The organism is Algorimicrobium bowmanii, assembly GCF_054031195.1.
Genome location: NZ_CM132929.1, coordinates 2853983 through 2876624, shown reverse-complemented (window position 1 = coordinate 2876624; position 22642 = coordinate 2853983). Strand labels below are relative to the sequence as shown.

Annotated in this window: 19 protein-coding genes; 7 read left to right on the top strand and 12 right to left on the bottom strand. The window is 34.3% G+C overall.

Annotation, left to right across the window (positions count from 1 at the left end):
* The first annotated feature begins 58 nt into the window (after positions 1 to 58).
* Positions 59 to 250, top strand: a complete 192-nt coding sequence (locus ACW5R3_RS12930; protein WP_456578838.1) for a hypothetical protein — start codon at positions 59 to 61, stop codon at positions 248 to 250.
* A 113-nt stretch (positions 251 to 363) separates the two neighbouring features.
* Here the strand turns inward: ACW5R3_RS12930 and lspA are convergent, their stop codons facing one another.
* The 10 genes from lspA to ACW5R3_RS12880 all read right to left on the bottom strand — a co-directional run bounded on the left by lspA (position 364) and on the right by ACW5R3_RS12880 (position 10224).
* A complete protein-coding gene (lspA, locus tag ACW5R3_RS12925; protein ID WP_456577434.1) occupies positions 364 to 855 on the bottom strand; it encodes a signal peptidase II in 492 nt (163 codons plus the stop codon).
* Positions 855 to 1748 (bottom strand): ACP S-malonyltransferase, encoded by an 894-nt coding sequence (fabD, locus tag ACW5R3_RS12920; RefSeq protein ID WP_456577433.1) that lies wholly within the window; start codon positions 1746 to 1748, stop codon positions 855 to 857. The genes lspA and fabD overlap by 1 nt, the downstream gene beginning before the upstream one ends.
* Positions 1749 to 1850: 102 nt before the next feature.
* On the bottom strand, positions 1851 to 3407 hold the full coding sequence (locus tag ACW5R3_RS12915) for an NAD(P)/FAD-dependent oxidoreductase (RefSeq protein ID WP_456577432.1): 1557 nt from the start codon (positions 3405 to 3407) through the stop codon (positions 1851 to 1853).
* A 109-nt stretch (positions 3408 to 3516) separates the two neighbouring features.
* Positions 3517 to 4407, bottom strand: a complete 891-nt coding sequence (locus ACW5R3_RS12910; RefSeq protein WP_456577431.1) for a dihydrofolate reductase — start codon at positions 4405 to 4407, stop codon at positions 3517 to 3519.
* A gap of 46 nt (positions 4408 to 4453) precedes the next feature.
* Positions 4454 to 4870, bottom strand: a complete 417-nt coding sequence (locus ACW5R3_RS12905; RefSeq protein WP_456577430.1) for a hypothetical protein — start codon at positions 4868 to 4870, stop codon at positions 4454 to 4456.
* Positions 4871 to 4879: 9 nt separating this feature from the next.
* The gene (locus ACW5R3_RS12900) at positions 4880 to 5704 is read right to left on the bottom strand and encodes a thymidylate synthase (RefSeq protein ID WP_456577429.1); all 825 of its coding nucleotides are present in this window, start codon (positions 5702 to 5704) and stop codon (positions 4880 to 4882) included.
* Positions 5705 to 5806: 102 nt separating this feature from the next.
* A complete protein-coding gene (locus tag ACW5R3_RS12895) occupies positions 5807 to 7573 on the bottom strand; it encodes a nucleoside transporter C-terminal domain-containing protein (protein ID WP_456577428.1) in 1767 nt (588 codons plus the stop codon).
* A gap of 102 nt (positions 7574 to 7675) precedes the next feature.
* Positions 7676 to 8287 carry a bifunctional nuclease domain-containing protein gene (locus ACW5R3_RS12890; protein WP_456577427.1) on the bottom strand — a complete coding sequence of 204 codons (612 nt, stop codon included), beginning with the start codon at positions 8285 to 8287 and terminating at the stop codon, positions 7676 to 7678.
* Between the two features lie 118 nt (positions 8288 to 8405).
* The gene (locus ACW5R3_RS12885) at positions 8406 to 9365 is read right to left on the bottom strand and encodes an electron transfer flavoprotein subunit alpha/FixB family protein (protein ID WP_456577426.1); all 960 of its coding nucleotides are present in this window, start codon (positions 9363 to 9365) and stop codon (positions 8406 to 8408) included.
* A 112-nt stretch (positions 9366 to 9477) separates the two neighbouring features.
* The gene (locus tag ACW5R3_RS12880; protein ID WP_456577425.1) at positions 9478 to 10224 is read right to left on the bottom strand and encodes an electron transfer flavoprotein subunit beta/FixA family protein; all 747 of its coding nucleotides are present in this window, start codon (positions 10222 to 10224) and stop codon (positions 9478 to 9480) included.
* A gap of 163 nt (positions 10225 to 10387) precedes the next feature.
* Between ACW5R3_RS12880 and ACW5R3_RS12875 the strand changes: the two genes are divergently transcribed.
* From ACW5R3_RS12875 to ACW5R3_RS12860, 4 genes are all read left to right on the top strand, one after another.
* On the top strand, positions 10388 to 11365 hold the full coding sequence (locus ACW5R3_RS12875) for a pyruvate dehydrogenase complex E1 component subunit beta (RefSeq protein WP_456577424.1): 978 nt from the start codon (positions 10388 to 10390) through the stop codon (positions 11363 to 11365).
* A gap of 65 nt (positions 11366 to 11430) precedes the next feature.
* Complete coding sequence (locus ACW5R3_RS12870) at positions 11431 to 13932, top strand: DUF5686 family protein (protein ID WP_456577423.1); 2502 nt, start codon at positions 11431 to 11433, stop codon at positions 13930 to 13932.
* Between the two features lie 176 nt (positions 13933 to 14108).
* Entirely contained in the window at positions 14109 to 14636 is a 528-nt protein-coding gene (locus ACW5R3_RS12865) for an inorganic diphosphatase (protein ID WP_456577422.1), read from the top strand.
* 114 nt (positions 14637 to 14750) lie between these two features.
* Positions 14751 to 17192 carry a sodium-translocating pyrophosphatase gene (locus ACW5R3_RS12860; RefSeq protein ID WP_456577421.1) on the top strand — a complete coding sequence of 814 codons (2442 nt, stop codon included), beginning with the start codon at positions 14751 to 14753 and terminating at the stop codon, positions 17190 to 17192.
* A gap of 75 nt (positions 17193 to 17267) precedes the next feature.
* Here ACW5R3_RS12860 and ACW5R3_RS12855 read toward each other — a convergent pair whose 3' ends face one another.
* Positions 17268 to 17882, bottom strand: coding sequence for a deoxynucleoside kinase (locus ACW5R3_RS12855; protein ID WP_456577420.1), 615 nt, complete (start codon positions 17880 to 17882; stop codon positions 17268 to 17270).
* A gap of 5 nt (positions 17883 to 17887) precedes the next feature.
* Complete coding sequence (locus ACW5R3_RS12850; protein WP_456577419.1) at positions 17888 to 18670, bottom strand: hypothetical protein; 783 nt, start codon at positions 18668 to 18670, stop codon at positions 17888 to 17890.
* Between the two features lie 198 nt (positions 18671 to 18868).
* Between ACW5R3_RS12850 and ACW5R3_RS12845 the strand changes: the two genes are divergently transcribed.
* Positions 18869 to 19771 (top strand): GLPGLI family protein, encoded by a 903-nt coding sequence (locus ACW5R3_RS12845; RefSeq protein WP_456577418.1) that lies wholly within the window; start codon positions 18869 to 18871, stop codon positions 19769 to 19771.
* A 120-nt stretch (positions 19772 to 19891) separates the two neighbouring features.
* Complete coding sequence (locus ACW5R3_RS12840; protein ID WP_456577417.1) at positions 19892 to 22624, top strand: carboxypeptidase regulatory-like domain-containing protein; 2733 nt, start codon at positions 19892 to 19894, stop codon at positions 22622 to 22624.
* Positions 22625 to 22642: the final 18 nt, after the last annotated feature.

Genomic DNA, 22642 nt, shown 5'->3' with positions numbered 1-22642 from the left:
CTAATTTTGTATAACACCTAAAACATTCGTTACTTTGTATCAAATGATACGAGATAATATGAGATTGATTACAGTAAAACGCGAGACGAAAGTCGAAAAAAGATTTACCCCAAAAATGGGTGAATTACAAACAAAGGTTACTTATATAAAAAAGCAATTTTTAAGTATTCCTGTTAAAACACTTCACAAATACCGTGAAACCTACTACGGTAAAATTAAAGATTGTGAGTCTTGTGAATTGGCAAGATAAAGTAGGTTGTAAAGCTTAGAATGTAATTTGAAGCTTTTATAAATAAAAACTTGTAGAAACTATATTGTACAATAGGTTTCTACAAGTTTTTTTATTTTAATATGTTTTAGAATCTACTTAAAACTTTTTTTACCATTAAAACTAGCATAAAGTAGAAGGCCCATTCCTAGCATAACAGACATGTCTGCAACATTAAAAATACCTGTTCTAAATACGCCACCTAAATCGATATGAAAAAAATCGGTAACTGAGCCATACATAATACGGTCATATACATTAGCGGCACCTCCACCAACAATACAGCAGAAACCTACTAAGGAGTGACGATCTAAGTCTTTATTTTTTATAATATAATACACCACATAACCCAAAACTACCGTAGGTAAGATTAATAATAAAATTAACCGTAGGTTTGGGTGAAAATCACTGCCCATTCCTAGAAATGCACCTGAATTTTCAACATTATGTAAGGTGAATAGATCGCCTATTATAGGTGTTTGACTACCTGGTATTACCTCAGCTCTTACAATAATTTTCGAAATTTGATCTATAGCAATATTAAATACAATTAGTATAATAATCCATGCTGTACGAGATAGTTTCATTAGGCTTCTAGTTCTATAGCAGCTGAAGCTGTTTGTGAATTACGGTCTATCTTTTTTACTAATCCTTGTAATACTTTACCAGGACCTACTTCTGTAAATAAAGTCGCGCCATCTGCTATCATTTGCTGTACTGATTGTGTCCATCTTACAGGTGCTGTTAGCTGAGAAATTAAGTTAGCTTTTATAGCCGCTTCGTCAGTTACTGCAGAGGCTGTTACGTTTTGGTAAATTGGACAGGTAGGCTTGTTGAAATTTGTAGCTTCAATTGCTGTAGCTAATTCTTCTCTTGCAGGTTCCATTAATGGCGAATGAAAAGCGCCACCTACAGGAAGTACTAAAGCGCGTCTTGCTCCAGCTTCTTTTAGTGCTTCACAAGCTGTATTAATAGCTGTTACTTCCCCCGAAATTACTAATTGTCCTGGGCAGTTGTAATTGGCAGCAACAACGATACCAGGAGTAGAAGCACATACGTTTTCTACAACCGTATCTTCTAATCCTAAAACAGCAGCCATAGTACTAGGTTGAATTTCACAAGCTTTTTGCATTGCTAAAGCACGTGTAGAAACAAGTTTAACACCATCTTCAAAAGACATTGTTCCATTTGCTACTAAAGCTGAGAATTCACCTAAAGAGTGTCCTGCAACCATATCTGGATTAAAACGTTCGCCTAAAACTTTAGAGAGTATTACCGAATGTAAAAAAATAGCTGGTTGCGTAACCTTAGTCTGCTTTAAGTCTTCAGCCGTACCTTCAAACATAGTATCGGTAATATTGAAACCTAAAATTTTATTAGCTGTTTCAAATAACTCTTGAGCTAATGGTGATTTTTCATATAGATCGAGTCCCATTCCTGAGAATTGAGCACCTTGACCTGGAAATATATATGCGTTCATGTATTTTTATTTTTGATTGCTGCAAAAATAAGAAATTTATTATTAGTCTATAGCGGCTCTTAATGCAATTAATACCGTATAAAAGATGCTATATACCAATGTTTAATTTTGTTGGCAGGCAGCTTCTGCACAACGTTCGCCATCCATAGCTGCAGAAATAATACCACCAGCATATCCGCCACCTTCACCACAAGGGTACAGACCCTTTATTTGTGTGTGTTCTAATTGTTCTGTTCTAGGTATGCTTACAGGTGAAGAGGTGCGTGATTCCACCCCGACAATATTGGCTTCTTCGGTATAGTAACCCGGCATTTTTTTACCAAAGGCTTTAAACCCTTGACGTAACCTCCCACCTATAAATTTGGGTAACAGGGAGTGTAATGGAGCCGATTTTAATCCGGGTTGATATGAGGTTGTATTTAAAGTATCCGATAAGCGTCCTTCAACAAAATCGGTTAAACGTTGTGCAGGTGCTACCTGACTTCTACCGCCAGCTGTAAACGCTAAGCGTTCCAAGTCTTTTTGATACTCTAGGCCTTTAAGCGCTCCAAATTTATCGTATTTAAATAGGTCTTTTTCTACGTTAATTTCAACTACAATACCAGAATTAGCATATAAATTATTACGCTTTGAAGGCGACATACCATTAACAACTACTTCACCATTGGCGGTTGCTGCAGGTACGATAAAGCCACCCGGGCACATACAGAATGAATAAACACCACGGTTATTTACTTGTTGTACTAAACCGTAAGATGCGGCAGGCAATAGTTCGCTACGTTTTCCACTACAGTGATATTGGATGGAATCTATAATTTCTTGTGGGTGTTCAACACGAACTCCCATTGCAAATGATTTGGCCTCAAGATCTAAATCTTTTTTATGTAATAGGTAATAAATGTCACGAGCTGAATGTCCTGTAGCCAGAATTACACGGTTAGCTTGCATTTCGGTGCCATTGTTTAACTGAATGGCTTGAATTGCATTGTTTTTAATACTAAAGTCGGTTACACGTGACTCAAAATGTACTTCGCCACCATATTTTAAAATTGTTTCTCGAATATTTTGAACGACTTTTGGAAGTTTGTTAGTACCAATATGCGGATGCGCATCAACTAAAATTTGATCGGTTGCACCATGAAAAACTAAATTTTCAAATATTTTGCGTACATCTCCACGTTTTAAACTTCTAGTATATAATTTTCCATCGCTATAGGTCCCAGCACCACCTTCACCAAAACAATAGTTAGAATCTTCATTTACAAAATGATCTTGATTAATGGCTTTTAAATCTCTACGTCTGTCTTTTACATTTTTACCACGTTCAAGTACAATGGGTTTAAACCCTAATTCTATACAACGCAGAGCAGCATACATTCCAGCAGGACCAAAGCCAATAATATGAATGGGTTTGGCTTTAGAAACATCTTGATAGTTAAAGGTGTATTCTGATTTTTGTGGTGTAGGTCCGTTTATATAAACAGCTACTTTATAGTTGAAAATGATTTTTGGTTTCCGGGCATCAATAGATTTTCGGAGTACTTTAATACCCGAAATTTTATTGCGATTTATTTTAAGATATTCTGCCGCTTTAATAAGTAGAATATCTGGGCGTTCTTCTTCTGCTAAACTAACCCGTAATTGAATGTCTTTAACCATGGTGCGAAATTAGATAAAAAATGGGAATAATCTACGCGTTTTTCCAAGCTCATTTACAGGGTTGTAGTTATCAATTGTACGTAGTTAACAAACAGTGTTTCTGTAAAAATTAGCGACGAATGTATGTTATAAACGAAAAGTCGTAAGCATGTTTTTCGTCTTTTTGATGCTTAGTTTTAGTTACTTCTTGCCAGTTATCCAAGTTTATTTCTGGGAAAAAAGTATCTGCTTCAAAATCTGAATGCACCCGAGTGATTTCTATTTTATCTGCTAAATTTATGGCTTGTTTATAAATATCGCCTCCTCCAATTATAAAAGGTTGTTGGTCCGATTTAGCAGCGTCTATGGCATCTTCTAAGTTATTTACTACAATAACACCATTTGGTGCTTGATAGTTTTCTTGTCGGGTAATAACTATATGTGTTCTGTTAGGAAGTGGTTTTGGGAAGCTTTCAAAAGTTTTACGTCCCATAATAATATGATGTCCATTGGTTAAATTCTTAAAACGCTTTAAATCATCCGATAAATGCCATATCAATTGATTGTCTTTTCCAATGGCATTATTTTCACCTGCCGCTACAATTATGGTGATGTTTGTGCGATTAGATAATAGTTTTTTAGGAAGTAGAGAATCTTTTTCTACTTGTGTTTTAAGCTCGGCAATACGTTTTTTTTGTTTGGCAACTAATATATTTAATTGCTTTTCTTCCCATTTTTTACTTAGTAATTTAGATGTCACAAACACATTAAATACATGGTAAATAAATAAGAATAGCCATATAGCTATAGCAAAAACAAACCAGTCTATGTTTAGCGGTCTGAAATCTTTTTTGATACCTAAAACCGTATTCGCTAGGATTAAAAATACTGAACCAATTAAAAATATTACAAAATGAGCATATAAACGTTTCTTTTGTTTAACGCGCTTTTGAGCTGTTTTTAAAAGTTCTAATTGTTCTTTTTCGGCTTCTGAAATAGTTTCTTTTTTCTTTCCAAACATATCTGTTGAATTTAGACAAATTTAGCCAATTTCTAGTGAATTTATCTTAGAAATAAATGGTCATTAAAAATTGAACGGGATATTTAGCAGGTTTACCATTTATAAAGCCGGGCGTTTTCATTTTAGGCATGCGTTTTAATACACGAATAACTTCTGCAGCCATTTCTCTTTTATGGGCTTTGGCTGAAATGTTTTCCGTTTTTCCCTTTTCATTAATAGTAAAGCTAACTTGAAATTGAGTACTTTTTTCTAATGGGAATAATTTGTCAGCTAGTTCGTAATTGATGCTAACTTTTAAGTAATCCATTATCTTATCCGTAGTACACTTTTTTAGGGCTTCATTGGTAGATACGTTTTTGCAAGCTCTATGTGTGGGATATTTAGTACTGTTAAATGGTTCTGTTTGGCAATAGCTTAGACTATAAATACAGAATAAAAAGCAAGTAAAAAATAAATGTTTCATTAGGTGGTTTTAAATCGCAACGGCTCCTTTAATATGTGGGTGAGGGTTGTAGTTTTCTAATGTGAAATCTTCAAATTTAAAATCGAAAATATCAGTCACATCCGGATTTATACGCATTTTTGGTAGCGGTCTGATATCACGTGATAATTGAAGTTCTAATTGCTGAAAGTGATTGCTGTAAATGTGAGCATCACCAAAGGTATGAATGAATTCTCCAGCTTCATACCCGCAAACCTGTGCCATCATCATCGTAAATAGGGCATAAGAAGCAATATTAAATGGTACACCTAAAAAGATGTCCGCACTACGTTGGTATAATTGACAAGATAGTTTTCCGTTGGCAACATAAAATTGAAAAAAAGCATGGCATGGCGGTAGTGCAGCTTTCCCATTAGCAACATTTTCACTGAATGATTTTGAAGTATTTGGCATTACAGATGGGTTCCAAGCAGAAACTAACATACGTCTGCTATTAGGATTGTTTTTTAAGGTTTCAACAATCTCCTTAATTTGATCGATGTCATCATTATTCCAATTTCGCCATTGGTGTCCATAAACAGGACCTAAGTCACCATTTTCATCAGCCCATTCATTCCATATGCGTACACCATTATCAGTTAGGTATTTGATATTGGTATCACCTTTTAAAAACCATAATAATTCATAAATAATGGATTTTAGATGAAGTTTTTTGGTAGTAACCATTGGAAAGCCTTCACTTAAGTCAAAACGCATTTGATGCCCAAATACACTTTTGGTTCCAGTTCCCGTGCGGTCACCTTTTTCATTTCCGTTTTCTAATACGTGTTTTACAAGGTCGTGATATTGTTTCATAAGGCTATTATGGTTTCCTGAAATGGTTTAAATACTGTTGGTAAAAATACAGAAAATAAATGCTTTCAGTGGGTGCTTCAATAAAAAATTGGTATTAGAGATTTATCCAATAATCATACCTGCTATAGTTGCAGATATTAATGATGCAATAGTTCCTCCAATTAATGCTTTTATTCCAAATTCGGAAAGTGTTTTTCTTTGTCCAGGAGCTAATGAACCAATACCTCCAATTTGAATTCCAATTGAAGCAAAATTAGCAAAACCACAAAGCATATAGGTGGCCATAATAATAGATTTATTATAGTTTAAATGTACTTCGTTTGCCGCATTTTTTAGATCAGCTAATTGAATGTATCCAACAAATTCACTGGCAGCTAATTTAATACCAAGCAATTGTCCCATCATCATTACATCTTCGGTAGCAACACCAATTAACCACATTAAAGGGGCGAAAATGGTACCTAAAATAAACTCTAACGAAAGCCCTTCTTTATAAGGTGTATTGTTAGCTATAAGTTCATTAACGGAAGTAAAAGACCAATCCAAGCCTATAGCATTAATGGTCATCCCATCAAAACTACCAAGGCCACCAAGAATACCATTTAGCATGGCTATAAATGCTACGAATACTAAAAGCATGGCGCCAACATTTACAGCAAGTCTTAATCCCTCAGTTGTTCCATTGGCTATAGCATCAAGGATGTTTGAGCCTATTTTTTCAGAGGAAACCGACACGTCTTTGTTAATTTCTTCTGTTTGTGGGTATAATATTTTAGAAATTACAATAGCACCAGGAGCTGCCATTACAGAAGCTGCAAGTAAGTGTTTTGCATAGATTAAGCGTAAAGCGGGATCATCACCACCCAAGAATCCAATATAAGCGGCTAAAACAGCACCAGCAACCGTTGCCATACCTCCAATCATAACCAAAAGTATTTCAGATTTGGTCATCTTTTCTAAATAGGCTTTAATCAATAAAGGCGCCTCTGTTTGTCCTAGAAATATATTACCAGCCACACTTAAGCTTTCGGCTCCAGATATTTTAAGAAGTTTAGATAATAACATTGCCATTAGTTTAACGGCGCGTTGGATAAGGCCTAGGTAAAACAAAACAGATGTTAAAGCTGAAAAGAAAATAATGGTAGGTAGTACCTGAAAGGCAAAAATAAATCCAAATGTATCCATGTCTACTACCAATCCTTCAAATAGGAATTTACTTCCTGCTCGTGTAAAATCTAAGATACTAATAAAGAGTCCTCCAATACCTTCAAAAGCACTTTGGATAATAGGGATTTTAAGAACGCCAATTGCTATAACCAACTGAAAAGCTAAGCCAATACCGACTGTTTTCCAGTTTATAGCACGTCTATTACTACTAAATAAGAATGCTATAAAAACTAATGAAACCATTCCTAATATACCGCGCCACATACTATTGAAGGAAAATCCTTGACTCGGTATAATTTTATTCGTGTCTGCTAGATCAGTAGTTGTTAGTGTTTCATCAGGGGTTTCATTGTTTATAAATCTGTAAATTTTGTCCTTTTCAGTAAAAACTAGCGTAGAGTCTGTAAGTTCTGTTATTTTGTAGCGTTTTAGGGTATCGACAGGTTTGGTGTAAAAGAAAACGAGTAAATTATTCTGATGCATATAATCACCAGATGCATTAATGGAGTCGTTGTCTTTAAAGGAGAAATGAAACTCACCATTTTTTAATTCTAGAACATCGGTATAAGGGTCTACAGAAAATACCGTTTCGCCTACCTTGTTTTTAACAGTTTCAATTTGCCATTTTTTAGAAATATCTTGAGCAAATAGCGCATTGATTGAAAATAAAAGGGCTGTTAATGCTAAAATTAACTGTTTCATGTGGTTGTTTTTCTTATTATTAGGGAGCACATGGTGTTTGCAATTCATTATTTTCATAAAGTATTGACTATTAAACACCACATTTTATAAGTGGTGATTTAGTTATCGTTTCGATATTTCATCTCTAATTTTTGCAGCCATTTCGTAATCTTCTTTTGATACGGCTTCGTCAAGTAGACTGTTTAGTTCGTCTAAAGATTTCTCTTTATAGTCGTCTGGATTTTCAGTGCTTTGTTCTAATTCTTCTGTAAGAAGATCATCAACTAAGATGCTGTCTTCAGAAGGTTCATCTTCTGGGTTTATTTTTAGATAAATACCAGCTTTATCTAATATGTTTTTGTAGGTGAATATAGGGGCTTGAAAACGTAAGGCCAATGCAATAGCATCGCTGGTTCTAGCGTCAATTATTTCTTCAACCATTTCGCGTTCGCAAATAATGCTTGAATAAAAAACACCATCTACCAATTTGTGAATAATTACCTGTTTGATAACTATATCATACCGATCGGCAAAGTTTTTAAATAAATCATGGGTTAATGGTCTAGGAGGTCTAATTTCTTTTTCCAAAGCAATAGCAATGGATTGGGCTTCAAAAGCACCTATTACAATTGGTAGTTTTCTGTCGCCATCTACTTCATTTAATATCAATGCGTAGGCGCCATTTTGTGTTTGGCTGTAGGAAATTCCTTTAATATTTAGTCGTACTAAACTCATAGTAAATAAAAAAACAAAGAACTGTTTAAAATAGGACTTTACCAAACTGAACGAAACAGTTTTAGTATTTTACACTAACTTAAACAGCTCTTTAATAAATACAATTTAAAAAATATATTTACTGTTGTGCTTTAAATTCTTTTAATTTTTCAATTAATTTAGGAACTACTTCAAAGGCATCTCCTACAATTCCGTAGTCTGCAGCCTTAAAGAATGGTGCTTCTGGATCCGTGTTTATAACTACTTTTACTTTAGAAGCGTTAATACCTGCTAAATGTTGAATAGCTCCAGAAATACCTACTGCTATATATAAGTTAGAGGCTACCGGTTTCCCTGTTTGACCTACGTGTTCACTGTGCGGTCTCCATCCTAAATCACTTACCGGTTTAGAGCATGCTGTTGCAGCTCCTAAAACACTAGCCAAGTCTTCAATCATTCCCCAGTTTTCAGGACCTTTTAATCCACGTCCACCAGAAACAACTACTTCTGCATCGGCAATAGTAACTTGACCAGTTACTTTATCAATAGAATCAACTTGTACACCTAATTCAGGAACATTTGGTGAAAAGTCTTCAGCGGCAGCGCTTGCAGAATTTTCTTTAACACTATATGCGTTTTTAGAAACACCTACCAATTTTACATCGGTATCTATAGAGGTCATGTTAAATGCTTTATTTGTAAACGCGGTACGTTTTACTGTAAATGGTGAAACACTCGCTGGTGCTTCAACTACATTTGATGCATAACCAGCATCTAGGTTTATAGCTAATAGAGGTGCTAAGTATTTACTATCGGCACTAGAACTTACAACAACAACTTTTGAATCTTCTTGTTTAGCTGCTTGTGAAATAGCACTAGCGTATGCATTAGCGTTAAATTTGTCTAAAGCACTGTTAGATACTTTTAATACTTTATCGACACCATAATTTCCAAGTACGCTTGTGTCATCAGCGTTAAAGGTAATGGCTGTTACGCTAGTACCCATTTCATCTGCTACAGCTCTTGCATACGATGCAACTTCTAAAGCAACTTTTTTAAATTTTCCTTGTTCGGACTCTGTATATACTAAAACTGACATAATTTTGTTTTTTAGTCATTCCTAATAATTATAAATACTAGGAATCTAATTAATTTTTTTACTTACTAATATTAGCTCTCAAAAACGATATTTGAGGTAATTTAATTGGTCATTAAATTACTTTAGCTTCATTATGAAGTAAGTCTACTAATTCACCCACATTATCCGCGTCTATTAATTTTACGGCTCCTTTAGGTGCTGGCTTTTCAAATTTTACGGATGCTGTTTCAGATCCGGCGCTAACAGGTTCCTTAACCTCTAAAGGTTTTTTACGAGCCATCATAATTCCTCTCATATTTGGAATACGTAGGTCACTTTCTTCAACCAAGCCTTTTTGACCACCAATTACTAATGGTAAACTTGTAGAAACCGTTTCCTTACCACCATCTATTTCACGCATAGCCTTTACATTTGTACCGTCTACTTCAAGACTAATACAATTTGTTACAAAATTAGCGTTCATTAAGCCAGCAAGCATACCTGGAACCATTCCTCCATTATAATCAATAGATTCACGTCCAGCAATAACTAGATCGTAGCTACCTTCTTTAGCTACTTCAGCCAATTGTTTAGCTACTTGAAAGCCATCTACAGCCTCTGTATTTATACGTATAGCATTATCTGCTCCAATAGCTAGTGCTTTTCGTAGTGTTGGTTCCGTTTCTGGTCCACCCACATTTACAACAGTTACATTGGCGCCTTGCTTTTCTTTAAACCACATGGCACGTGTTAATCCAAATTCATCATTTGGGTTAATTACAAATTGCACACCGTTGGTGTCAAATTTGGTGTCGCCATCAGTAAAGTTAATTTTTGACGTCGTATCAGGTACATGACTAATACATACTAATATTTTCATATCTATATATTTATATTAAAAAGTCTATTTATTTTCAGGTTACGAAGTTAATTATTTTATTTTGAATATTTGCTATGCACGCATAGTAAATTTTTAGAGCTAAGAAATGAGTATAGTTTTTTATTTATTGTTATTTTTGTTCTTTCGTAATTAAGATAAGTAAATGAAGACAATACAATTTAGAGAAGCAATAGCTGAAGCCATGAGCGAAGAAATGCGTCGTGACGAAAGCGTTTATTTAATGGGTGAAGAAGTTGCTGAATATAATGGCGCTTATAAAGCATCAAAAGGTATGCTTGACGAGTTTGGGCCTAAACGTGTTATCGATACTCCAATTGCCGAGCTTGGATTTGCAGGAATAGCAATCGGTTCGACAATGACAGGTAATAGACCCATTGTAGAATATATGACGTTTAATTTCTCGTTAGTAGGAATTGATCAGATTATAAATAATGCCGCAAAAATTAGACAAATGTCTGGTGGACAGTTTCCTTGTCCTATAGTTTTTCGTGGACCAACAGCGTCTGCAGGACAGTTAGCAGCAACACACTCTCAAGCTTTTGAAAGTTGGTTTGCTAATACTCCAGGATTGAAAGTTGTTGTACCTTCTAACCCATATGACGCTAAAGGATTATTAAAAGCAGCTATCCGTGATAACGATCCTGTTATTTTTATGGAAAGTGAACAAATGTATGGTGATAAAGGGGAAGTGCCAGAAGGAGAATATACGATTCCTTTAGGTGTTGCCGATATCAAACGAGAAGGGACAGATGTAACTATCGTTTCTTTTGGTAAGATTATCAAAGAAGCCTACATTGCAGCTGATGAATTAGCTAAAGAAGGTGTTTCTTGTGAAATTATAGATTTACGTACCGTAAAACCTATGGATCGAAATGCTATTTTAACCTCTGTTAAGAAAACAAATCGTTTGGTAGTTTTAGAAGAAGCTTGGCCATTTGGTAATGTAGCAACTGAAATTACTTATTTAGTACAATCAGAAGCTTTTGATTATTTAGATGCTCCAGTTGTGAAAATAAATACAGCAGATACTCCAGCACCGTATTCGCCAGCTCTTTTTGAGGAGTGGTTGCCTAGTAGCAAAGATGTTATAGAGGCAGTGAAGAAAGTGATGTATAAATAATAACCGTATCTATTACGTTTAATAAACTTCATTGACTGCTTTGTTAATGAAGTTTTTTTGTCCTTATGAAATTTAATCTACTACTTTTTATATGTTTAATTGGAACTAGTTTTGTGTTAGCACAAACTAAAGTTAGTGGATATGTGTACGATGAAAACAAGGAACCTGTGGCCTACGCTAATGTACTTTTTAAGGATTCATTTGAAGGGACGATTACCGATGAAAATGGACGCTTCTATTTAGAATCAGAAACAACATGGCCAACCCTTATCGTTTCGTTTGTAGGGTATAAAACAATAGAGTTTCAACTAGAAAAAAAGGTTAACTACGATTTAAATTTCACTATAGAGGAGGAAGCAGCAGCTTTAAACGAAGTGTTTATTGTTACAGGAAAACAGTCTAAAAAAGCTGAAGAAAACCCGGCAATAGCCATTTTGCAGAAAATTTGGGAACGCAAGCGAAAAAATGGTTTAAACCAATTTAAGCAGTATGCATACGATCGCTACGAAAAAGTAGAGTTTGATTTAAATACCATTGATAGTTCATTAGTAACAAGTAACCTTTTTAAAGGGATGGAATTTATTTTTGAACAGGTTGATACGTCTAAAGTCACCGGGAAAACCTATCTACCTATTTTTTTAAATGAAGAAGTTGCTAAGATTTATGGAGACAATATTCTTAACAAAGAAAAGGTAGAACTAAAAGGGAATAAAAATTCAGGTTTTAGTAACAACCAAAGTATTATAGCTTTTATTAAAGATTTATATTCAGAATATGATGTATACGATAATTACTTGAAGTTTTTTGATAAGAGTTTTGTAAGTCCAATTTCAAAAACAGGCGTAAACACCTATAATTATGTGCTTTCTGATAGTGCATTCCGAGACAATAAATGGTGTTATAATATTATTTACTATCCCCGACGAAAAAACGAATTAACTTTTAAAGGAGACTTTTGGGTTAACGACTCAACCTACGCAATAAAGGAAATTAATATGCAGGCTTCTAAAAGCGCTAATATTAATTGGGTTAAGGAAATTTATATAGAACAAGAATTTGATGTTTTAAACGATTCTGTTTTTCTAATTAAACGTGATTATTTTATGTCAGATTTCACCTTTAATAAAAAGGAAGAATCGCGTGGTGTTTATGGAAAGCGTACCACACTCTATGATAATTATGAGTTTAATAAGCCTAAAGATGAGAAGTTCTATAAAGAAGAAGTTTTCGATTATAATTTGGATGCTTATAACCGCGAAGATGAGTTTTGGGACACCAACCGAATGGAAGCCTTGAATAATGATGAAAAAGGCGTTTATAAAATGTTGGATACTCTTAAAACGGTTAAGAAATTTAAACGTCTATATAATGCAGGGAGTATTTTAGCCTCTGGATATATCGAGTTTGATGACTTAAATATTGATTATGGACCTATTTTCTCAACCGTAGGTTATAACGATGTAGAAGGCGTACGGTTACGAGCTGGTGCCCGAACGTATTTTGGACCGAATGATTTGTGGCGTTTGCAAGGGTTTTTGGCTTATGGTTTTAATGATGATAAGTTTAAGTATGGATTTTCGGCTAAATATTTATTAAATAAACGTAATCGCTTAATAATTTCGGCAGGACATAGGCGAGATATAGAGCAAATAGGAGCAAGTTTAACCACGTCAACAGATGTGTTAGGACGAAGTTTAGCTTCCAATGCAGTGTTTACTACAGCACCTAATGACAAGCTTACTAATATATTTTTAACGGCTTTAGCTGTTGAGATAGAGCCTATAAAGAACGTGCTATTTCGTGTAGGTGGCGATTACAGAACCTTGTCGTCTGCTTCCCCAACGTTTAGTTTGGATTATGTAGACCCGAGTGCGCCTGGTGGTGTTTCTTCAGAAATTAAACAATTTGAAAGTACTATAGCTGTGTCGTATTTTCCTGGACGTAAAATGGTCGGATATGGCGTAGAGCGCCGAAATGCCAATGATACTTACGCATCTATATTTGCACAGTATACGGTAGGTGATAAAGTTTTTTTTAATAGTGACTTTAGTTATACCAAATTGCAATTCTCATATATTCAGCCATGGCAATTGGGCGGATTTGGACGTTTATATTCCACTGTTGAATTAGGTAAAACTTTTGGAACAGTACCCTTAGGATTGTTAAGTGTTGTTCCAGGAAACCAGTCTTATTTTTCAATTTATAAATCATTTTCACAATTAAATTATTACGAGTTTGTTACAGATACGTATGCATCTCTACATTTAGAACATAATTTTAACGGACGATTATTTTCACGAATTCCTTTTTTAAGAAAATTAAATTGGCGTGAAATTATAGGAGTTCGTGGTGTTTGGGGTGATATTTCGGATGCTAATATAGCTTTAAGTGCTCCTTCAAATGTGCCTTTAGTAGCGCCAACCGATGAAATCTATTATGAATATAGCTTTGGAATTGGAAATATTTTTAAGGTTTTTAGGATAGATTTTAATTTTCGAGGTAATTATCTTGATAATCCAGAATCACGTGATTTTGGTGTTACAGGTAGTTTTGGTTTCCAATTTTAAGAAAAAAATGCGGGTTAAAATTTTTTAATTTACATAGTCTTAATTAATTCATAATCAATTTTAGTTGCCCAAGCCCAAAGACTTATGTATCTTTGCATCCCCGAAATTTTTCGGTTTACAATGAAATAAATCATCAAATCACTTTTTTTAAGTGGTAGTTAATAATAATTTTTACTATGAGTCCAAAAGGCAAAGAAACTTTCGATGTACTAATCGAAATACCAAAAGGTAGTCGTAACAAATATGAATACGATTTTGAATTAAAGAAAATACGTTTCGACCGTATGTTATTTTCATCAATGATGTATCCGGGAGATTACGGATTTATTCCTGAAACTTTGGCTTTAGATCAAGATCCTCTAGATGTATTGGTTTTAGGTGCTGAGCCTACATTCCCAATGTGTGTTATGGAAGTTAGACCTATTGGTGTATTTCATATGACAGACGAAAAAGGTCCAGATGAGAAATTAATTTGTGTACCAGTTTCTGATCCAATTTGGAATAGATATAGAGATCTTAAAGATTTAAATCCACACCGTATTAAAGAAATCGAACACTTTTTCCAAGTATACAAAGATTTAGAAGAAAAGAAAGTTGATGTAGGAGGCTGGGGAGATGCTAAAGAAGCATATAGCATTCTTGACAAATGTACAGAGCGTTATGACGAAAGCGAACATAAAGCAAAAGGTAACTTTAAGATCTAATTAAAGTTATATAAATACTCAAAACCCTTCTATTGAAAAAAAGAAGGGTTTTTTAGTTTTAAGGGATTTCATTACATTAGCAAGGCTTATTAACTAACTAAATTCTAATAATTTATGGAGTCGCTAATGATTTATATGCCAATAGTACTGGCGCTAATAGGATTGATTTTTATGATTGCTAAAAAAGCTTGGGTTCTCAAACAGGATGCAGGTGATGGTAAAATGAAAGAAATATCCGATCATATTTACAAAGGCGCTTTAGCATTTTTAAATGCAGAATATCGTTTGTTAGCTATTTTTGTGGTTATAGTTAGTGTTGCTCTAGCTGTAGTATCTGTTATAGTGCCTACAACGCATTTGTTAATAGTTGTGGCTTTTATTTGTGGAGCTATATTTTCTGCTTTTGCAGGGAATATAGGTATGAAAATAGCAACTAAAACAAATGTAAGAACAACCCAAGCGGCACGCACAAGTTTGCCAAATGCATTAAAAATTTCTTTTGGTGGCGGTACCGTAATGGGGTTAGGTGTAGCAGGTTTAGCTGTACTAGGATTAACAGTCTTTTTTATTGTCTTTTATCATGTTTTTATGGGGGGTGTTTGGACTAATACTCTTGATATGACCATTGTTCTCGAAACATTAGCGGGCTTTTCTTTAGGGGCTGAATCTATTGCACTTTTTGCACGTGTAGGCGGTGGTATCTATACAAAAGCTGCCGACGTAGGAGCTGATCTTGTTGGTAAAGTGGAAGCAGGTATACCTGAAGATGATCCACGAAATCCAGCAACTATTGCCGATAATGTAGGTGATAATGTTGGCGACGTTGCGGGTATGGGAGCCGATTTGTTTGGTTCTTATGTGGCAACTGTTTTGGCTGCAATGGTGCTTGGAAATTATGTTATTAAAGATATGGGAGGTTCAATTGCCGATGAATTTGGAGGTATTGGGCCTATTTTACTACCAATGGCAATTGCAGGGGCAGGTATTATTATATCTATAATTGGAACTCTCCTTGTTAGAATAAAAAGTAATGACGCTAAAGAGGCTCAGGTTATGGGGGCTCTAAATATAGGTAATTGGACATCTATTTTTTTAGTAGCTGTTTCTTGTTTTGGGTTAGTAAATTGGATGTTACCACATACAATGACCATGAGTTTTTTTGGTGAAGGTTTAGTCGAAGTGTCTTCCATGCGTGTTTTCTATGCCACACTTGTTGGTTTGGTTGTTGGAGCTGTTATTTCATCCGTAACGGAATATTATACAGGATTAGGGAAAAAGCCTGTTTTAAAAATTGTGCAACAGTCTAGTACTGGAGCAGGTACCAATATTATTGCAGGTTTAGCTACAGGTATGATTTCAACCTTTTCATCGGTGTTATTATTCGCGGCTGCTATCTGGGCATCTTACGCATTTGCTGGTTTTTATGGAGTTGCTTTAGCTGCTTCGGCTATGATGGCAACTACAGCAATGCAGTTAGCTATTGATGCTTTTGGACCTATTTCAGATAATGCTGGTGGTATAGCCGAAATGAGCGAGCAAGACCCTATTGTAAGAGAGCGTACAGATATTTTGGATTCCGTGGGTAATACAACTGCAGCCACCGGAAAAGGATTTGCTATTGCTTCAGCAGCTTTAACTTCTTTAGCTTTGTTTGCTGCATATGTAACGTTTACTGGAATAGACGGAATAAACATATTTAAAGCACCTGTTCTTGCTATGTTGTTTGTAGGTGGAATGGTGCCGGTAGTATTTTCGGCATTAGCAATGAATGCTGTTGGAAAAGCTGCTATGGAAATGGTACAGGAGGTTCGTAGACAGTTTAAAGAAATCCCAGGAATTATGGAAGGAACTGGTAAACCTGAATATGATAAATGTGTTGCTATTTCTACTAAAGCATCTTTAAAGGAAATGATGTTGCCTGGTTTACTAACTATTGGTTTTCCTATAATTATTGCTTTTGTACCATTATTGTTTGGAATGAATAAACTGGCCGTTGCTGAAATGTTAGGTGGTTATATGGCAGGTGTAACAGTGTCAGGTGTGTTGTGGGCAATTTTTCAGAATAACGCAGGTGGAGCTTGGGATAATGCTAAAAAATCTTTTGAGGCTGGCGTTATGATTGATGGAGAAATGACTTATAAAGGGTCTGACGCGCATAAAGCAGCTGTCACAGGTGACACTGTTGGTGATCCATTTAAGGATACTTCTGGACCATCTATGAATATCTTAATTAAATTAACTTGTCTAATAGGTTTAGTTATTGCGCCAATTTTAGGAGGGCATTCTTTAGAACCAAAATCAGATACTGTTGAAATGATACAATCTGAAGGACTGAGTGTTAGTTCGAAAGTTTATGTCGATTTTATTATTAAATCTGATGAGTTAGCAAAAGCTATAGTTTTCGTGACTGTTTCAGATGGAAACCAAATAGAAAAAGAAGAAATAGTTATAACAGGAACCAAAGCCGAGGTAGATTATAAAATTACTCAAATGAAACGTGAAGCAACAGAGTTTGAAATGGATATAACCGATGAACGTGTAAATACCGGGAAATAAATTTTATGACTGAGTAAAAAACAAAAAAAACACGCTATTGAAGCGTGTTTTTTTGTTTTTATTATTTCCTACTTTTTAAAATAGCCCATGAATATGTGACTCAATTTTATTGATTATTGTGCCTAAATCTTCAGGATTTGCTACAAAATCCATATTGTCTACATCAATAATAAGCAAATTACCTTTGTTGTAACCATGAATCCACGCTTCATAGCGCTCGTTAAGACGGCTTAAGTAGTCAATACTAATAGTGTTTTCGTAATCCCGTCCACGTTTGTGGATCTGATTTACCAAATTAGGAATCGAGCTACGTAAATAAATTAATAAATCTGGTCCTTGTACAAAGGACTCCATTAAATCAAATAGCGAATGGTAGTTTTCAAAATCCCTATTAGTCATTAATCCCATAGCATGTAAGTTGGGTGCAAAAATGTGTGCATCCTCATATATAGTACGGTCCTGAATTATATCTCTACCACTTTCTCTTATTTGATTTACTTGACGAAAACGACTATTTAAAAAATAGACTTGTAGATTAAAACTCCAACGTTCCATTTGGTTGTAAAAATCATCTAAATACGGATTGTCTACAACGTCCTCTAATTGCGGCTCCCAATTGTAATGTTTAGCTAATAATTTGGTAAGTGTGGTTTTTCCTGCGCCTATATTTCCGGCTACTGCAACATGCATACGCTTTAATTTTTTAGTTGGAATTCATGTAGAATTTTCAAGTCGTAAATATACAAGGTTTCTCCCGTTAGTAAAAACTGATTTATTAACAAATCTGGCAGCGAAATTGCTCTGATTTCTTGGGTTTTGTCAGTTAGTTGATACAGGCTATTTTTCTTTTTCAGTATAATGTTGTCTTTGTATTTTACTAATTGTGTGAATCCCGTATTTTCAACTTTATAAATCAAACTCCCAAAGTAGCTGTATTTATAAATAAAATTTTCAGTTAGCATCCATACGTAATTGTAATTGCTTGTAACAGACAAGGTATTGGAAACAACAGGGAGGGTAGTGGCACGAACGGTTTTATTCTTATAGTCGTAAAGTTCTAATTGTTGATTGTCTGTATTAAAAATCCAAATGGTGTTATCGTTTCCTAATGAAACAAAAGCGACATTCTTGTAGGGTTGCACCGTATTGAAATCTATTCGCAAAATTTCCGCTAATCTATTATCTAATATAATGGCGGTATTGAAGTCTTTATAGAATACCAATGTTTTAAGTGGATTAAAGATGTCTACCGAAGTTATTTTTCCTAATTGAACATTGCTGTAATTTATGGTTTGGTTTGCTGTGGTTTTATAAAGAACGTTGTTTGATATGTAGTAACGCGTATCAAAATTATCTAAACCAATAATGGTTTCTACCTCTAAAGCTACTTTTCCTTTATACAAGGTGGGAATACTATCTTGAGCTAAAACAGGGAGAGCTGTGAGTGTAAGTAAGAGGCGTAATAAAAGTTGTTTCATAGAATTGAAAAATACAAAATTCATCTCAAATTTATAGGCTTTTAGAAATTTTAAAAGAGCTGATTATAAGTGGTTCGTTTTATGAGATATAATTGTTTTAAGAAAACTTTAACATAAAGTGGTTTTACATTTTTAATGTTTAGAAGTCTAATGAGGTAATTAACAAAACTTTATTTTTAATAGCATATAAGATTTCTTATGAATAAACTTTACAAATTACTCACAATTACAGGTTTAGCATTATTGAGTGTTTCCTATAATTTTGCGCAACAGGATTTTCAAGGTGTTGCTTATTACCAAACTAAAACAACCATGAATATGGATAATTTTGGTGGCCGTGATATGAATGAGCAGCGAAAAAAGCAAATTATGGAACGTATGAAAGATATGCTTGAAAAAACATATATTTTAACGTTTACGCAAACAGAATCGACTTATAAGGAGGAAGAAAAATTAGATGCACCGGGTTCTGGTGGTGGTCGTGGATTTGGTATGATGAGTAGTTTTACTGGTGGAGAGCAATATAAGAATGTAAAAGAAAAGCAATTGTTACAAGAACAAGAGTTTTTTGGGAAACAGTTTCTTGTAGTTGAAGATATGCAGAGTTTAGACTGGGAGTTAAGTGGAGAAACAAGACAAATAGGTCAGTATACATGTTTTAAAGCTACTGCTGTTAAAAAATCTACTGACTTTGATTTTGCTAGTTTTGGTAGAGGTCCAAGAGGTGGAGAAGCTGAAAAGAAAGAGAAACCTGTCGATTCAGTTAATGGAGAAGGGAATTCTAAAGATAGAAAACCAGATGCTGATGCTCCAAAAGAAATTATGGTTACTGCATGGTATACACCGCAAATACCCGTTAATAATGGGCCTGGCGAATATTGGGGGCTTCCTGGTTTAATCCTTGAAATTAATGCCGATCGTACGACTATGTTATGTTCTAAGATAATTTTAAACCCTTCTCAAAAAACGACAATTAAAAAGCCTACAAAAGGGAAAAAAGTTTCACGTGAAGAATACAATACTATTGTAAAAGAGAAAACCGAAGAAATGCGCGAAATGTACGGTGGACGCGGTGGACGTGGAGGCGGACGTGGACGTTAATAATACTTCATATAAATAATAAAAACTTTTAGAAGCAGGCATTTTTGGTTTTAAATTAAAAACGCTTGTTGTGCTTACTTTATACCTTAAAGGGTAAATTTTAAACCAATCAACAGTTACATGAAACATGTTATAACAAGTATTTTACTATTAGTCGGATTTTCAGTTTTTTCTCAAGTTAGAATTGAAGGTGTTGTTAAAGATAGTATTGGGAATACGTTGGAGTTAGCCAATGTTATTGCTATTAATCAACAAACAAATAAATTAGATGCTTACGGAATTACAAATGAACAAGGGCGTTATAAATTGTCCTTAGAGAAAAATACCGATTATAAAATTCAAGTGAGTTATATAGGAATGAAAACTTCAGATGTTGCTGTTTCTACAAAAGAATCTGATATCTCTAAAAATTTCACACTTCAAAATGATAATGCATTAGACGAGGTGGAGCTTATTTACGAAATGCCTGTAACTATAAAAGGTGATACGCTTATTTATAATGCCGATTCTTTTAAGTCTGGAACCGAGCGTAAATTAGAAGATGTACTTAAGAAATTGCCAGGTGTAGAAATTAATTCTGACGGCCAGATAGAAGTTGAAGGTAAAGTCGTTGCCAAGGTAATGGTTGAAGGGAAAGATTTTTTTGATGGCGATTCTAAATTAGCAACACAAAATATACCCGCTAATGCTATTGATAAGGTTCAAGTACTTAAAAATTACGCCGAAGTAGGGCAGTTGAGTAGTGTGCAAAATAACCAAGATAATATTGCTATCAATATAAAATTAAAAGAAGGTAAGGATGCTTTTTGGTTTGGAACCGTAACCGCTGGAGGTGGTGTTTCTGATGATGGAGGCTTGTACTTAGCACAACCAAAGTTGTTTTACTATAGTCCAAAGTACAGTGTGAATGTTATTGGTGATATTAATAATGTTGGTGAACTAGCTTTTACGCGTCGTGATTATTTTAATTTTTCAGGTGGTTTTAATCGTCCTAGCCAGAATAGTGGTACTAATCTTAATTTAAGTGATAATGGCTTAGGTTTCTTATCGCTACAAAATAATAGAGCTAAAGAAATTAATTCACGTTTCGGTGCAGCTAATTTTAGTTATTCGCCTAATGAAAAATTGGATTTAAGTGGTTTTGGTATTTATACCGGAAACAAAATTTTATTACAGGAAAACAGTGCTGTTATTTACAACGATCCTGAACTAGGGATACCTGATGAAACCACAGAAAGTAATACAACACAACGAAGTGATTTAGGGATGTTAAAGTTAAGTGCCAAATATCGTCCTAACGCAAATAACCAATTGGATTATGAAATATTAGGTCGTGTGTCTCAAGAAACGCAGGAGCAAAACTTATATTCTACAGTTATAGGTGGGATTGCTCAAAATGAAGATACCAATCCTTTTAGTATTAATCAGAATTTAAACTACTATTATACGCTAAACGAAAGTAATATATTCGCATTTGAAGCAACGCACCTTATAAAAGATGAGGATCCATTTTATAATGCACTTTTATCAAACGATCCTACTAACAATAACTTAAACCCTAACGATCCTTATGATGATACTGCAGCGGATTTAGGTATGAATCAAAATCAGTCTATGTATGATTTGTCACAAAATAAACGTGTAAAATCGAATCAATTAGATGCAAAATTAGATTATTGGAATGTGTTGAATAAGAAGAGTAATATCAATATTACTTTAGGAACTATTTTAAGTAATCAGAAGTTTGATTCTAGTATTTTTCAAACGCTAGACGATGGTTCTTTATCTTATAATGATCCTCTAAACTATAATGGGGAAAATGATACAGATTATACATTTACAGACGTTTATTTAGGGTTGCATTACGAATTAAAAGCAGGTATTTTTACTATAACACCTGGTATATCAGCACATGCTTATAGTGCCAAAAATGAGCAGTTTGGTGTAACTTATACAGATAACTTTTTCAGAATTCTACCTGATTTTAATACCCGAATTCAATTTAAGAAAAGTGAGAACTTAACGTTCAATTATCGAATGCAAACCGAGTTTACCGATATAAATCAATTAGCAGAAGGTTTGGTGTTAAATAGGTATAATTCATTCTTTTCTGGAAATCAAGAATTAGAAAGTTCATTGGCACATAATTTAAGTCTTACATATTTTAGTTTCAACATGTTTAACTATACTAATGTATATGCGCGTGCAAGTTATACTAAAAACATAGATAAGATTAGAACGTCTTCCGAGTTTAGTCCTGGAAGTGTTATTAGTGTAGGAACACCTTTTAATTCAAATTTTGCAGATGAAAATGTTTCAATTAGTGGCCGTTTTCAGCGTGCATTTGGTAAGTTAAGGGCAACAGCTAGAGGTAGTTTTTCTTATAATAAGTTTAACCAGTTTATTAATAATCAGCGTTCGGTAAATGAAAATTACAACCAATCTTATACAGCATCCTTACGTTCAAATTATCGTGAAGCACCTAACTTTGAAGTTAGCTATACTTACGGTATTCAGGACAATGATCAAGGAACAAGACGCTCTAAGTTCTATACCAATGCTCCAAAAGTTGAGTTTGATGCTTTAATATGGGAAGCTTTCACTTTTAAAACAAGTTATGAATATAACTTGTTGAGTGATGAAGATGGTAAGATTAATAGTTTTGATTTTTGGGATGCTTCTTTAGCTTACCGAAAAGATGCCGATGCTAAATGGGAATTTGAAATGAAAGCAACAAACTTATTAAATACAAAATCACAGAGTCAAACTAATGCAGGTACTTTGTCTGTAAGTACTAATGAGTATTATATTCAGCCAAGATTTTTAACATTACGTGTTATATATAACCTATAAAAGAAAAGGTTATTAGTT

Bases quoted from the DNA above. Each gene is read 5' to 3' on its own strand.
- ACW5R3_RS12930 (WP_456578838.1), top strand. From the start codon at position 59: ATGAGATTGATTACAGTAAAACGCGAGACGAAAGTCGAAAAAAGATTT.
- lspA (WP_456577434.1), bottom strand. From the start codon at position 855: ATGAAACTATCTCGTACAGCATGGATTATTATACTAATTGTATTTAAT.
- fabD (WP_456577433.1), bottom strand. From the start codon at position 1,748: ATGAACGCATATATATTTCCAGGTCAAGGTGCTCAATTCTCAGGAATG.
- ACW5R3_RS12915 (WP_456577432.1), bottom strand. From the start codon at position 3,407: ATGGTTAAAGACATTCAATTACGGGTTAGTTTAGCAGAAGAAGAACGC.
- ACW5R3_RS12910 (WP_456577431.1), bottom strand. From the start codon at position 4,407: ATGTTTGGAAAGAAAAAAGAAACTATTTCAGAAGCCGAAAAAGAACAA.
- ACW5R3_RS12905 (WP_456577430.1), bottom strand. From the start codon at position 4,870: ATGAAACATTTATTTTTTACTTGCTTTTTATTCTGTATTTATAGTCTA.
- ACW5R3_RS12900 (WP_456577429.1), bottom strand. From the start codon at position 5,704: ATGAAACAATATCACGACCTTGTAAAACACGTATTAGAAAACGGAAAT.
- ACW5R3_RS12895 (WP_456577428.1), bottom strand. From the start codon at position 7,573: ATGAAACAGTTAATTTTAGCATTAACAGCCCTTTTATTTTCAATCAAT.
- ACW5R3_RS12890 (WP_456577427.1), bottom strand. From the start codon at position 8,287: ATGAGTTTAGTACGACTAAATATTAAAGGAATTTCCTACAGCCAAACA.
- ACW5R3_RS12885 (WP_456577426.1), bottom strand. From the start codon at position 9,365: ATGTCAGTTTTAGTATATACAGAGTCCGAACAAGGAAAATTTAAAAAA.
- ACW5R3_RS12880 (WP_456577425.1), bottom strand. From the start codon at position 10,224: ATGAAAATATTAGTATGTATTAGTCATGTACCTGATACGACGTCAAAA.
- ACW5R3_RS12875 (WP_456577424.1), top strand. From the start codon at position 10,388: ATGAAGACAATACAATTTAGAGAAGCAATAGCTGAAGCCATGAGCGAA.
- ACW5R3_RS12870 (WP_456577423.1), top strand. From the start codon at position 11,431: ATGAAATTTAATCTACTACTTTTTATATGTTTAATTGGAACTAGTTTT.
- ACW5R3_RS12865 (WP_456577422.1), top strand. From the start codon at position 14,109: ATGAGTCCAAAAGGCAAAGAAACTTTCGATGTACTAATCGAAATACCA.
- ACW5R3_RS12860 (WP_456577421.1), top strand. From the start codon at position 14,751: ATGGAGTCGCTAATGATTTATATGCCAATAGTACTGGCGCTAATAGGA.
- ACW5R3_RS12855 (WP_456577420.1), bottom strand. From the start codon at position 17,882: ATGCATGTTGCAGTAGCCGGAAATATAGGCGCAGGAAAAACCACACTT.
- ACW5R3_RS12850 (WP_456577419.1), bottom strand. From the start codon at position 18,670: ATGAAACAACTTTTATTACGCCTCTTACTTACACTCACAGCTCTCCCT.
- ACW5R3_RS12845 (WP_456577418.1), top strand. From the start codon at position 18,869: ATGAATAAACTTTACAAATTACTCACAATTACAGGTTTAGCATTATTG.
- ACW5R3_RS12840 (WP_456577417.1), top strand. From the start codon at position 19,892: ATGAAACATGTTATAACAAGTATTTTACTATTAGTCGGATTTTCAGTT.